The 12,846-nt window shown below is 55.1% G+C and carries 15 protein-coding genes; 8 read left to right on the top strand and 7 right to left on the bottom strand.

Features of this window, described 5'->3' with window-relative positions:
* Positions 1-59 precede the first annotated feature (59 nt).
* The 3 genes from H8K27_RS09035 to H8K27_RS09045 all read left to right on the top strand — a co-directional run bounded on the left by H8K27_RS09035 (position 60) and on the right by H8K27_RS09045 (position 3,392).
* Positions 60-986: a metallophosphoesterase family protein gene (locus H8K27_RS09035; protein ID WP_186862854.1), complete on the top strand. Its 927-nt coding sequence runs from the start codon at positions 60-62 to the stop codon at positions 984-986.
* A 209-nt stretch (positions 987-1,195) separates the two neighbouring features.
* Positions 1,196-2,236 (top strand): GMP reductase, encoded by a 1,041-nt coding sequence (locus H8K27_RS09040; RefSeq protein WP_186862855.1) that lies wholly within the window; start codon positions 1,196-1,198, stop codon positions 2,234-2,236.
* 385 nt (positions 2,237-2,621) lie between these two features.
* A complete protein-coding gene (locus H8K27_RS09045) occupies positions 2,622-3,392 on the top strand; it encodes an energy transducer TonB (RefSeq protein ID WP_186862856.1) in 771 nt (256 codons plus the stop codon).
* 161 nt (positions 3,393-3,553) lie between these two features.
* On the opposite strand, the gene H8K27_RS09050 is transcribed toward H8K27_RS09045, so the two are convergent.
* A complete protein-coding gene (locus H8K27_RS09050; RefSeq protein ID WP_186862857.1) occupies positions 3,554-4,072 on the bottom strand; it encodes a chemotaxis protein CheW in 519 nt (172 codons plus the stop codon).
* A 174-nt stretch (positions 4,073-4,246) separates the two neighbouring features.
* Entirely contained in the window at positions 4,247-5,095 is an 849-nt protein-coding gene (locus H8K27_RS09055) for a tRNA threonylcarbamoyladenosine dehydratase (RefSeq protein ID WP_186862858.1), read from the bottom strand.
* Positions 5,096-5,210: 115 nt separating this feature from the next.
* On the opposite strand from H8K27_RS09055, the gene H8K27_RS09060 reads away from it, so the two are divergent.
* From H8K27_RS09060 to H8K27_RS09075, 4 genes are all read left to right on the top strand, one after another.
* Complete coding sequence (locus H8K27_RS09060) at positions 5,211-5,744, top strand: hemerythrin domain-containing protein (RefSeq protein ID WP_186862859.1); 534 nt, start codon at positions 5,211-5,213, stop codon at positions 5,742-5,744.
* Positions 5,745-5,765: 21 nt separating this feature from the next.
* Positions 5,766-6,398: a pyridoxamine 5'-phosphate oxidase gene (gene pdxH, locus H8K27_RS09065; protein ID WP_186862860.1), complete on the top strand. Its 633-nt coding sequence runs from the start codon at positions 5,766-5,768 to the stop codon at positions 6,396-6,398.
* Between the two features lie 178 nt (positions 6,399-6,576).
* Positions 6,577-7,731: an MGDG synthase family glycosyltransferase gene (locus H8K27_RS09070; protein WP_186863110.1), complete on the top strand. Its 1,155-nt coding sequence runs from the start codon at positions 6,577-6,579 to the stop codon at positions 7,729-7,731.
* A 5-nt stretch (positions 7,732-7,736) separates the two neighbouring features.
* Positions 7,737-8,225, top strand: coding sequence for a hypothetical protein (locus H8K27_RS09075; RefSeq protein ID WP_186862861.1), 489 nt, complete (start codon positions 7,737-7,739; stop codon positions 8,223-8,225).
* A 24-nt stretch (positions 8,226-8,249) separates the two neighbouring features.
* Here the strand turns inward: H8K27_RS09075 and H8K27_RS09080 are convergent, their stop codons facing one another.
* From H8K27_RS09080 to H8K27_RS09100, 5 genes are all read right to left on the bottom strand, one after another.
* Positions 8,250-9,329: a hypothetical protein gene (locus tag H8K27_RS09080; RefSeq protein ID WP_186862862.1), complete on the bottom strand. Its 1,080-nt coding sequence runs from the start codon at positions 9,327-9,329 to the stop codon at positions 8,250-8,252.
* A 10-nt stretch (positions 9,330-9,339) separates the two neighbouring features.
* A complete protein-coding gene (locus H8K27_RS09085) occupies positions 9,340-9,852 on the bottom strand; it encodes a lysozyme (RefSeq protein WP_186862863.1) in 513 nt (170 codons plus the stop codon).
* 95 nt (positions 9,853-9,947) lie between these two features.
* Positions 9,948-10,517: a peptide-methionine (S)-S-oxide reductase MsrA gene (gene msrA / locus H8K27_RS09090; RefSeq protein ID WP_230419117.1), complete on the bottom strand. Its 570-nt coding sequence runs from the start codon at positions 10,515-10,517 to the stop codon at positions 9,948-9,950.
* 177 nt (positions 10,518-10,694) lie between these two features.
* Positions 10,695-10,931, bottom strand: a complete 237-nt coding sequence (locus tag H8K27_RS09095; RefSeq protein WP_186862864.1) for a hypothetical protein — start codon at positions 10,929-10,931, stop codon at positions 10,695-10,697.
* A gap of 252 nt (positions 10,932-11,183) precedes the next feature.
* Positions 11,184-11,753, bottom strand: coding sequence for a C39 family peptidase (locus tag H8K27_RS09100; protein ID WP_222610640.1), 570 nt, complete (start codon positions 11,751-11,753; stop codon positions 11,184-11,186).
* Between the two features lie 102 nt (positions 11,754-11,855).
* On the opposite strand from H8K27_RS09100, the gene H8K27_RS09105 reads away from it, so the two are divergent.
* Positions 11,856-12,845, top strand: a complete 990-nt coding sequence (locus H8K27_RS09105) for an aldo/keto reductase (protein WP_186862865.1) — start codon at positions 11,856-11,858, stop codon at positions 12,843-12,845.
* The last annotated feature ends 1 nt before the right edge of the window (position 12,846 follow it).

The following is a 12,846-nucleotide window of genomic DNA, read 5'->3' on the forward strand; positions in this document are numbered from 1 at the left end:
ACAGGTAAAATACGCGCTTTGCGCCGCATTGCGGCCGCCCTTGCCCTCTGAAATACCTTATGCGCCTTCCCTTTTACCTGTCACTACCGCTTGCACTGTTCACCCTTCTGACCCAGGCTGCAGACCTGGCGCCGGCTGCAAAAAAGAACCACCAGAAAAACACTGTCCCGGCAACCATCACGCTCTACGCCGCCGGTGACATTGCCGATTGCCAGAAAAAAACTGCTGCCGACAGCATGGCCGCCCGCACATCCGATCTGATCCTGAGCCACCTGAACAACGACCCCGATGCGCTGGTGCTCACGCTGGGGGACAATACTTATCCGGTCGGCCGGCCGGAAGAATTCAGCCGTTGCTACGAACCGACCTGGGGCCGCTTTAAAAACAGAACCCTGCCAGCGCCCGGCAACCACGAATACGGCATGCCGAAAGCATTGGGTTACTTTAATTATTTTGGCGACCTCGCCGGACCGGAACGGCGCGGCTATTATGCGGTGCAGGCTGGTCACTGGAAAATCATTTCGCTTAACAGCAACCTGGATCCGCAAGCCATGCAAAAGCAGCTGGAATGGCTGCAGCAGGAGCTGGCACAAAAGAAATCCCGTTGCACACTGGCTTTCTGGCATCACCCCTTATTCAGCTCCGGCGGTCATGGCCGTAATGAACGCATGCAGCCAGCCTGGAAAATACTGGCCGACGCGCAGGCCGATCTGGTGCTGGCTGCGCACGATCATGATTATGAGCGCTTTGTACCGCTGGATAGCAATGGCGAGCGCGACGACAAAAATGGCATACGCAGTTTCGTCGTCGGCACCGGCGGTGCGCAGCTGACACCGATGTTCCTGCCGCGCCTGTCAACGGAAATCCGGGATAACTCGACCCACGGTGTCCTGAAGCTGCGCCTGCACGAACAATCCTACGACTGGGAGTTTCTGCCCGTTCCCGGCCAGCGCTTCACCGACAAAGGCAGCGGCAACTGCCACTGATCCATGCCAGCGGCGCTGGCATTGTCCACGCTGATGCAGTCTCACGCACCCGAACCGGATATATCGCTGAAGTGATAAGCAGTATTCCGGAACGCATCGGCACGTAAAATTTTTTTTGCACTATACTGAATTACGGCTCAACGGTCTTGTCCGCCCCGGCGGATCAGGCTGCCCTTTCCCGCGTCCGCCAGACGCATTCCGGAGTCGTTATGCATATCGAAGAAACCCTGCGGCTGGATTTTAAGGATGTTCTGATCCGCCCCAAACGTTCCACGCTGACTTCCCGTTCCCAGGTTGATCTGGAGCGCGAATTCGTTTTTCATCACTCGCGCAAAACCTATCGCGGCATTCCCATCATTGCAGCCAATATGGACAGCACCGGTACCCTGGAAATGGCAGCGGTGCTGGAAACGCATCAGCTGTCCGTGGCGCTGCACAAACATTATGACGAAGAAACGCTGGTGAGTTATTTCTCCGGACTAAACAGAAAGTCTTCGGCGTTTTACTCGATGGGAATCACGCAGGCCGATTTTGACAAATTCTGCGCAGTGATGACGCGCGCGCAAAATGCCATCGAATATGTCTGCATTGATGTGGCCAATGGCTACACCGAAGGATTCATCCATTTCGTCAAGAAAGTACGCACGACCTACCCGCACCTGACCATCATGGCAGGCAATGTGGTGACCGGTGACATGACGGAAGAGCTGATTCTGGCCGGTGCCGATATCGTGAAAGTCGGCATCGGCCCCGGTTCGGTCTGCACAACTCGCAAAATGACCGGTGTCGGTTATCCGCAGCTGTCGGCCATCATCGAATGCGCCGATGCCGCGCACGGACTCGGCGGTCAGATCTGCGCCGATGGCGGTTGTGTGGTGCCGGGCGATCTGGCTAAGGCTTTTGGCGGCGGCGCCGATTTCATCATGCTGGGCGGCATGCTGGCGGGTCATGATGAATGCGCCGGTGATCTGATCGAACGCGATGGCCGCCAGTTCAAGCGCTTCTATGGCATGAGCAGTAAGGCGGCCATGGATAAATACGCCGGCGGCGTCGCCAGATACCGCGCCTCGGAAGGTAAGGAAGTGCTGATTCCCTATCGCGGTCCGGTGGCCGACAGCCTGCAGGATATTCTGGGCGGCGTGCGTTCCGCCTGCACTTATGTGGGCGCACACAAGCTCAAGGAGCTGACCAAACGCACCACATTCATCCGCGTCACACAGCAACTTAACGAGGTATTCGGCAAATCCTGAACTTGCTGCCTTCCTGCTATCGGCGTCTGAGTAAAACGGTGGCTGCGTCACAAGCTGCCACCGCCTGTTGCGCTACCTGATTTTCACATTCCCCGGTCTTCCTGCCAGGCACTGGCACATTTCCTGCTATTTATTTTTCGACAGCACATGGAAACTCCCTGATTGCAGGGATTTCCGGTGTTGCGGCACAGCATTGCCATAGTATTCATTCCATGGCAGCATAGCCGCTTATTTTTTATACCATTTTTGGTAAAAAATCCGGAACGCCGGGTGCGCACAAAAAAAAATATCAGACATGTCCAGTCTGTGAAAATAACGCGGCTTGACCGCTCTCAGTACCGTACCCGGGATATGCATGTTGTAACCGATTTATATGTGGAGAGATATGAATAAGGTAGTTCAGAACAGCAGCAAAAGACATTTATTGCCGGCAGGCAGCCTGCTGGCAGTCAGCCTGATATTGGCGGCATGTTCCAAAACCCCGGCACCGGAAGAAAACAGCAGCACCCCGCCGTCCTCTGCGCCGTCTTCCCCGCCCAGCGCACAACCAACCGGTCTGGTGAAAAATCCGGTCAGCCACGACCATGTCGCGGACGTCACCAAATGGATGGATCAGGCTTCAACCAAGACCGCAGCACAAATTGCACAGGAAGAAAAACTGCTGAGGGAAGCCAGAGAGAAACAGGCGCAGGAAGCAAAACGCGCTCAGGAAAGCAAAGCTGTTCCGGCTAAAAATAGCGCACCGGCAAAAGAATCCCTGCCTGCAGCGTCTGTTCCGGCGCCCGTCACCACCCCCACCGTCGCGCCCAAACCTGCAGAGACGGCACCGCCTGCGGCAACTACGGCTGCACCTGCAACGCCTCCCACAGCAGCACAAAACAAAGCGGCAGAACCAGAGCGCATCGTCTTAAAACTGATCAGTAACATCCAGCCCAAATATCCTGCCACGGCTGTACGTGCCGGGGTGACAGAAGGCTCGGTCAGCGCGCTGATTCATGTGGAAACAGACGGCAAGGTGTCCAAAGTCGATATTATCAAAGCGCGCCCGGCAAAGCATTTCGATAAAGAAGTTATCGCGACCGTCATGCAGTGGCGCTATGCGCCGATTTCACGGCCGCAAACCACGGTGGTGGAATTTAATTTCAAGATTGACTGATCACATCCGCTCCTGCCAGCCGGTCGCAATACATCTGTCACGCGGCTGTCCGGCTTTGCATATAGGTCATAAAAAAACACCGGCTGCTTTCGCGCCGGTGTTTTTTATGATCCTGCCGCCCTTATCGCAACATGGTGCAGCATGGTGCTGCCGGTGCGGAATCAGGACTTATTTTTCTCGTCCGTAATCAGTCCCAGCTCAGGGCCGGACATCAGTTTTTCGATATCCAGCAAAATGATCATGCGCTGGTCAATATCGCCCAGGCCAATCAGATAATCGCTGGAGAAAACCGTGCCCAGCTCTGGCGGCGGCTTGATGGCAGAAGCCGGCAATGTCACCACGTCAGAAACGCTGTCAACAATCATGCCGATCACATGCCCCTTGATATTGAGTACGATAACGACTGTCGATTCGTCAAAATTAGCACTTCCTGTTGCAAAACGCAGGCGCATATCAATCACCGGCACGATCACACCGCGCAGGTTCATCACGCCTTTCAGATATTCCGGTGCATTCGCAATCCGGGTCAGCGTCTCAAAATTCCGGATTTCCTGTGTCTGTAAAATATGGATGCCATATTCTTCCTTTCCCAGACGAAATGCCAGAAACTCCTGCTCAATCTGGCTGACTACATTCTGTTCATGATCAGCGACTGGGCTGGCAAAGTCTGATGTGCTCATTGAATATCCTCTCATATACCGGTGACGACGGTGAAAAAGCATGTGCAATACATGCCTTTTCACTGTACTTCCCGCTTGCCTGAAACTCAAGCCCGCGATGACAGCAAACAGACGGAATGTGTGAATTATTGTTTCAAGGAAACTTTTCTTAAAGGAATTTTTAGCGCTTTGCTATTACTGGCCGACACTCTTCATGCCAGCCAGCTGGCGCAATACCTGTGCCACGGCCATCAGACCAAATGATGCCGTCACCACGACGGATGAACCAAACCCGGCGCAATTGAGCCCGGTCACACCACCATTGCGCGATACATCGACCTGGCTGGCGCCGTCATCCGGCGTGAGTTCTGCTGTATTTACGGCACAGCTCTCAGCTGTTTCCGGCATGGTCAGTACTTCCATTGAAAATACCGCGTCAATCCCGAATTTGGTCTTGGTGCCGCGCGGGAATCCGTGATTCTGGCGCAAGCGTTTGCGCACCAGCGCCAGCAGAGGTTCCTGCTCGGTACGCGACAAATCGCGGATCATGATTTTAGATGGATCGGTCTGCCCTCCCGCAGCACCGATGGTGATCAGGCGAATACCTTTTTCGCGGCAATAAGCAATCAGTGCCGTTTTTGCCTTGACGTGATCGATCGCATCAATTACGTAGTCGAACCGGTCTTCACCCAGCATCTGGGCGACGTTTTCCGGCCCGATAAAATCTTCCACCTGATGCACCCGGCAACCGGGATTAATCAGCGCGATCCGTTCCGCCAGCGCGGTGATCTTGGCTTTACCCAGCGTGTCGCTGGTTGCCTGAATCTGGCGGTTAATATTCGACTCGGCCACATTATCCAGATCAATCATGGTGAGCTGCCCGATGGCGCTGCGTGCCAGCGCCTCGACCACCCAGGAGCCGACGCCGCCGACACCAATGACGCAGACATGCGCATCCTGAAAACGTTGCAGCGCCTGCGCGCCATACAACCGTGCGATGCCGCCAAAACGGCGGTCAAAATCAATATCCGTATCTTGTTGCATAATGAGAGAAAATGGAAAAGCAGGCGCCATTTTACAAGACCCTGATTGATGTGTCGCAAGCATCGCCGTCCTGCGTCATGCATAATATGGAACACTCACTCCAGAAGGAGCCAGTATGAACAGTTTATTTGACAGCGCCCCTGGTTTTGACCAGCCGCTCGCGGTACTGAAGCACTGCCATGACCGTATTCGTAAGCAATTAGCCACGCTGGATAAATTGGTCAGCCACCTCAGTGACGTCGGCATTGATGAAAGCGCTCAGCAGGCCGCCAAAGCCGTACTGCGTTACTTTAACAAGGCCGCTCCCTTGCACCATGAAGATGAGGAAATTGATCTGCTGCCCGAATTGCAGGCAACGGCGCAGGATGAAGATGCCAGTCTGCTGGCGACATTGATGGATAAAATTCTGGCGCAGCACCAGCAGATGGCAACACAGTGGAAAACACTGGAAAAACAGTTGCTCGCGATCGAAGACGGCAGCGGCACCGATCTCTCTGCTTCCGATGTGGAAGATTTTTCTGCGCTTTACGCAGAGCACATGCAGATTGAGGAAGGTCAGATCGCCCCGATGGCGCAACGCCTGTTTAATGCCACACAGATGCAGAAACTCGGCGCTGCCATGCAGGCGCGCCGGGGAATCAACTCCTAGCTATTATTAAAAAGGATATTCATGTCTATCGCCGATCTCCGCAAAGATTATCAGCAAGCCAGTCTGGATGAAACCGACGTCGCCGCCGACCCGGTCGAGCAGTTTGGCAAATGGTTTCAACAGGCATTGCAGGCCGATGTCGCCGAAGCCAATGCCATGAGCCTGTCTACCGTCAATGCTGCCGGGCGGCCGTCTTCCCGAATTGTACTGATCAAGGATTTTGACCAGCGCGGCTTTTGCTGGTTCACCAATTACGACAGCGCCAAAGGTCATGATCTGGCGCAGAACCCGTTTGGTGCCTTACTGTTTTTCTGGACAGCGCTGGAGCGCCAGGTAAGGATTGAAGGACGCATCGAAAAAATCAGCGCCGAAGAAAGCGATCAGTATTTCCACAGCCGTCCGCTGGGCAGTCGTCAGGGCGCACATGCCTCGCATCAGAGCCAGCCAATCGCCAGCCGCGCCATCCTGGAGCAGCAACTGGCGCAGGCGGTGGCACAATTCGGCGATCAGCCGCCACGTCCGGCGCACTGGGGCGGCTACCGGCTGGTTCCTGAACGGCTAGAATTCTGGCAAGGCCGCAGCTCCCGCCTGCATGACCGCATCGTGTATCTGAAGACAGCCGCAGGCTGGCAGATTCAGCGTCTGCAACCCTGATTTTCCTGCTGGCTGCACCCCGGTCAGCACTTCCCATCTCCTGCAGGTGCAGTCACTGCGCCTGATCACTGCTGTACCACCTGTGGTGCGGCGCTCACGCCGGAATACGGCGTCATCAAAGCATCATACTTGCGTGTTAGTCTGGGAAATTCATCTTATTTCCCAGACTCCCTCCGCCATGGTCAGAAAAAAAATCCTGTTGCTGAGCGTCTCAGCCGGTGCCGGACATAAGCGTGCAGCAGAAGCACTGCACGCGGCCGCCCTGCTGCATGATGCCGCACTCGATGTCTGCCATCTGGATGTAATGCAATTCGTGACGGCAGGTTTTCGTAAAATCTATACTGACTGGTATATCCGGCTGGTGAACAAAGCACCGTCTTTGTGGGCTTATCTGTATCAGATCAGCAATGAAGCGCAGGCTGATGGAAAAATGGAACGGCTGCGCCGCAGCATTGAGCATCTGAATGCGCGTCCTTTGCTGAAGGAAATCGCGGCCTTTGCCCCTGATGTGATTATCTGCACACATTTTTTACCGGCAGAAATTCTGTCCAGATTACTGCTGAAGAAAAAACTGCATTGCCCGGTCTGGGTGCAGGTAACCGATTTTGACCTGCACCGCATGTGGGTGCATGAGCGTATGGCCGGTTATTTTGCACCAAACGAAGAAATTGCCGATCGCATGCGGCAGCAAGGTATTCTCCCTTCGAATATCCACCTCACCGGTATTCCGGTCATGCCGGCCTTTGGCGAACCTGCCAATCGCTTTGCCTGCGCCAGAGGATACGGGCTGCGCCCGGAGCAGGCGACAGTACTGCTGATGGGTGGCGGCTCCGGCATTGGCGGGCTGGAACAACTGGCAGAACGCCTGCTGCAGCTTGACGAAGCGTTTCAGCTGATCGTCCTGACCGGCAGCAATACCCGTGCTCTGGATGCCTTGCGCGAACTGGCAGAGCGTATCCCCGGGCGGCTGCTGCCGCTGGGCTATACCGATCAGGTGCAACGTCTGATGGCCTGCGCCGATCTGGTCATTACCAAGCCCGGCGGACTGACCACCGCAGAATGCCTCGCGATGGGGCTGCCGATGATCGTGAATTCCCCCATCCGCGGTCAGGAAGAACGAAATGCCGAATTCCTCATGGAGCAAGGAGTCGCGCTGAAGGCTTATGATGATATGAGTCTGCTGTACCGGGTGCGTTACCTGTTGCAGCATCCGCAGCAACTGCAGCAGATGCGCGCCCGCGCCCGCGCGCTGGGCAAGCCGCATGCAGCGGCGCAAGCAATCCAGCGTGTGCTGCAAACACCGCCGCCTGCACCTGTCCGGGCTTTTCACTGACCGCCATGTCTAATACTGTCAAATCCGTTTATATGACGCTGGCCTGGGTCTGCCTGCTGGCAATTCTGTTTGCACAGGTCGAAATCCAGATTGAAGGCCCTGCGGGCTGGGGCAGTAATCTGCCGACCTGGCGCATTGAAAAACACTGGCTGCTCGATATCTTCTGGGGTGGCCGAGCGATGACCGGTTACCATGCCTGGGTGTTTCCGTTCATTGCCCTGTTTTTTCATTTTCCGCTGGTGCTGCTGCAAACCTGGAATCTGCGCCTGCAAGCCAGGATCATCGCCTGCCTGATCGTGTTCTGGATCGTGGAAGACAGCATGTGGTTTGTGATGAACCCGGCCTATGGCATCAGCCGGCTGCAACCGGCGCTGGTGCCCTGGCATCACCACTGGCTGGCGGGCGTGCCTGTCGATTACTGGCTGGGCAGCATCGCCGCCTTGTGGCTGCTGCGTTACTCCCTGCCACCGGCTGACAGCAGGATCAACGACTGATCCCGCAATCTCGGCCTGGGCAGCTTATTGGGTACTGAGCGGTGCCGCAGCGTATCCGGCTTTCGGATCATCGGCCGCCAGCGCGCCCGGCGTTGCCTGGGTCGTCGTCATGGTTTGTTTTTCCGGAATCTTGAATCCGGCATACGTCCCTGCGCTCATGCCGAGCAAGGTCAGAATATTGCTGTCGAGTTCCGGCATGCGGACATGCTGCACCACGTAAATCACAAACAGCAGTCCGAATAAGATGTTCAGGACCAGCATCTGAAAACGGTACAGCGCCAGTCCCTGCGTATCACTCAGAATATCGCGCCAAAAGCCTGCGCTTTCCGTTTCCAGCAGAGGTTTGCTGGCATCCACACCGGCTGCCGTCAGATAAGTCGCGCTGCCTATCCCCATCAAACCCAGCGCCTGGGCAGACAATGCCGGAATGCCTTCCCCGACAATCCACAGCCACAGATAAGCAGCAAACACGATGAAAAACCACCATGCCATCTGCACCCGGGACAGGCTGAAACTGCGCCGCTGTATGCTCAGGTGCGTGAGGTCACGCAACAGTCCGGAATCGCGCCCCAGCCGCAGCAGCGCAAAGCCGACCAGACAAATACAGCCGCAGCCCAACAGCATTTGCACCGGATGCAACACCTGCAGGCGGAACATGCCGCTCCCCAGCTCCTGCGGACTGCCATTCAGATTCAGGCTGAGGTGATAGCTGACGGTGCGCTGAAAACCGGCTTTCGCATCGCGCCACGGAGAACCAAGCCATACTTCGCGCAAATCCGCCTGGCTATCGCTGTCCAGTGCCGGCAGCCGGTATCCGAGCACATCCTGCGGCGTCCCCGGACGGCAATCAAACGGCTTATACGGGGTCAGCACACCCTGTATCCGCAGCTCCACCGCACCCGGCTGCGCTGCCGCAATCCGCTGGCACAATCCCGGTGCAGAAATAGTGAAAGGCTGATTGAATTGCAGCTCCGTCAGCGGCAGCTGCAAACGCTCTGGCTCCGCTGCGTGAACCGGCGACGCACCAGCCACCCCGCACAACAGCACGCCAAGGCCCAGGCCACGCAGACGGCTCCATACCCTGCTCAACATCATAGTGAACATCGACATCTCCTCAAACCGGTAATAAAAACAGGGCGCGTTCAGCGGCGCGGCGTTTGATCAGGCCGGGAAAAGGCTGGCCACCCGCCATAATCCAGCGGCCAAATTCATCGGCCGCTCCCTGACGGTCATTCATATTCAGTTTTTTGAGCAAAGTGGAATTGCGCAGATTGCCGATGCCGAGATTAAAGACAAAGCTGGTCAGTGCGCCAAATTCATTGTCATTCAGCGAGACCGCGACGACCGACAGCACATCGCGTCCTGCATTCATCAGGTCGGCGTGCAGCAGCGTCAATGCCTGATCCAGCGAAATCCCGCCCGGGTACAAGGCTCTAACCTGCTGCTGGCTGGCATCGCCACGCAGAAAGCGTCCCTGATACGTAATCGCATGTCCCCAGCCAATCGTCCAGATGCCAACCGGGTCCAGATACGGATCGATCGCACTGGTTGCCGGATCGCCGTCCGGGATACCCTCATATTGTCTGACCAGATCAATGGTCGCCGCATTCACATCGCGCAATGCCATCTGCCGTTCTCCCGTCGTGATAGTCCTGAACGCTCAGACCAACGGAGCCTCAGGCAAACCGGGAGATCATAACAAATAAATAATTGCAAAACAGATCAGGAAATCATTTTATTTGCAAATACCTGACGCGCCTTGGCGACTTTGGGCGCCACGACAAACGTGCAGTAACCCTGTTGCGGATGCTGCCGGTAGTAATTCTGATGATAAGCCTCTGCCCGGTAAAACACCGGCACCGGACTCAGTTCCGTGACCAGCGGCGCATCCCACACCGCCGCCATTGCAGCAATCACCTGCTGCGCCATCTGTCGCTGCGTCTCGTCGTGGAAGTAAATAACCGAACGATACTGCGTCCCGACATCATTACCCTGCCGGTTCAGCGTGGTCGGATCGTGAATTGTGAAGAAAATTTCCAGCAACTCGCGGTAACTGATGAGCGCCGGATCAAAGCTCAGACGCACCACTTCCGCATGCCCGGTCGTGCCGCTGCAAACCTGCTCGTAAGTCGGCTGTAATACCGACCCACCGGCATAACCCGACTCCACCGCCAGCACACCACGTATCTGCTGATAAACCGCTTCCAGGCACCAGAAACAACCGCCACCTAAAGTCGCGGTTTCGAGACTTTTCGAAGGTTCTTTATTTTGTATCATCTGTTGATTTTTCATATAAAAATACCTTTTGGCTGTTTCTACTTCTGGAAGTCTTCTGCTGAATTCTGATATAAATTTAGCAGGAAGGAAGCGTAAAAATGACTACGAAATTGCCTCGTGGTGTCCGTTTAGCTACCTGGAAGAACAGGACGGTAGCCGCATCACCGGATATCGGCTGACTATTCTTTGCCATCATGGGAAGGTCAAGTCCAAACCGAGCATCCTGGCAAAGACGAAGGTGACGAACACCAGGCTCAGGAGCGATAGCACGAAGACTGCGGCCACCTTACCGCCCGCTCGCAGCACCACGCGCTTCTCTATCTCCTTCTCTTTCTGCCCTTGATCGTAATGCCACTTGATGGCGAAGAACATGCCCGTGCCCAGCACGAGAACCTTGAACGTAACGAAAACTATAGGGAACCAATCCATGATTTTGAATATTTCCAGGCAATTACTTGACACTATCTATCGTGAGGAGCACTACCAAAACGCTGCATGACATCTCAATCGAAGTCAGTTTATTATAGGTTAAGCAAACAGCGATTTACATTGGACATAAAGCCCTACTCTCAGGTGGCAACTTTGCTTTGCGAACCGGTGACAACATTAGTCCGAATATTCATCTGCGCTGGTGAACGTAGATTTTCCATAGGGATAGCCACTCATTGCGTGACTTATTTTTTATTGTTTTACTTCAATGAACCACTGAGGTTTCATTTCATTGAAATCGGTTCTTATGTTTGAGGGCAGGTAGCTGGCAGAGTCTAAAACAAAATGTTTGTCGTGCTCTCGTTTGAATACAACCCAATGCCAAAAGTCTTTGCCTTTTTCTTGGTGATACTTGATAGCAAGTAATGCCAGGTCAGGTAATGCCTCCCAGGATACGAAGGGGACTTCTTCACTGGAAGTCTCCACCCCGGAAGCTGAGAGCATGCGACGAACATACTGCGTGTCAGACCATAGCGACTGATCTGTGGCATAAATTCCCATTTCATTGGCGATCGTTTTCATCTGGGAATAAGTTTTCCCGAGAATGTTAGCGACTGAGGCGATTCCGCAGCCTGTTGGTTCTTCTTGTATCACTGGAGTTGTCATGTCGAATGCTTTTCTTTCATGTGTCAGAGCGATATGCATCCCACCAAGTATAAGGTTGAATTCAATGTATGAACGAGAAAGGTAAAGCCCGTTTTTCAGGAATCCTAAAAATATCAACTTCCAGTCTTTATACGCTGTATAAGTAATAAGCGCCAACTAGATAAGTTATGCCGTAATGCGATAACTGTTAGTCACGGCGCCGGCTGGTCAGCGTAGCGGCGGGTGTTTACCATCCGGGGCTGATCGAAAGGATTTCTCATGCAAACACGTCGTATCGCGCAACAGCAAGTCTCTGCCCTGGGTCTCGGATGTATGAATCTGAGCCATGCCTATGGTGTGCCGCCGACCGCTGAGCAGGCTGAGCGGGTCTTGCTGGGCGCGCTCGATCTCGGCATCACGCTACTTGATACGGCTGCGCTGTACGGCTACGGCGCCAACGAAGAATTACTGGGACGGGTATTGAGCGGGCACCGCCATCGTTACATGCTGGCCAGTAAATGCGGGATTTTTCAGGAAGATGGTAAACGTGTCATCGATGGTCGTCCGGCCACGATCAGGCAAACCTGTGAAGCCAGCCTGCAACGTCTGCGTACCGATGTGATCGATTTATATTATCTGCACCGCTGGGATAAGCAGGTGCCAATCGAAGACAGCGTGGGCGCGCTGGCCGATCTGGTTGCAGCCGGAAAAATCCGGCACATCGGCTTGTCCGAAGTTTCCGCTGCGACCCTGCGCCGCGCCCATGCCATCCACCCGATCGCGGCCCTGCAAACAGAGTATTCGCTATGGACCCGCAATCCGGAAATCGCCGTGCTCGACGCCTGCCGCGAACTCGGTATTGCCTTTGTTGCGTTCAGCCCATTAGGACGCGGGTTTCTGAGCGATAGCCCGCCCGATGTGAACGCCTTCGAAGACAATGACATACGGCGCAGTATGCCGCGTTTCAGCGCCGGTAACATGGTCGCCAACCGTGGTTTACACCAGAAACTGACGCAGCTGGCGACGCAGGCCGGATGCAGCATCGCCCAGCTGGCGCTGGCCTGGTTGCTCGGAAAAGGCCCGCATGTGATCGCCCTGCCCGGCACCACCAGCCTCGCGCATCTCGCTGAAAATGCCGGTGCCGCTGAATGCATGCTGAGTGCAGAGTTACGGGCCGCTCTGGATGCGCTGATGCAGACCAGCCCCGTGTCCGGTGCGCGCTACAATCCGCTCACGCAACGCGAAATCGATACCGAAGAATTTGCCTGAT

The organism is Cognatundibacterium griseum (assembly GCF_014284195.1).
Taxonomy (GTDB): Bacteria; Pseudomonadota; Gammaproteobacteria; order Burkholderiales; family Burkholderiaceae_D; genus Undibacterium; species Undibacterium griseum.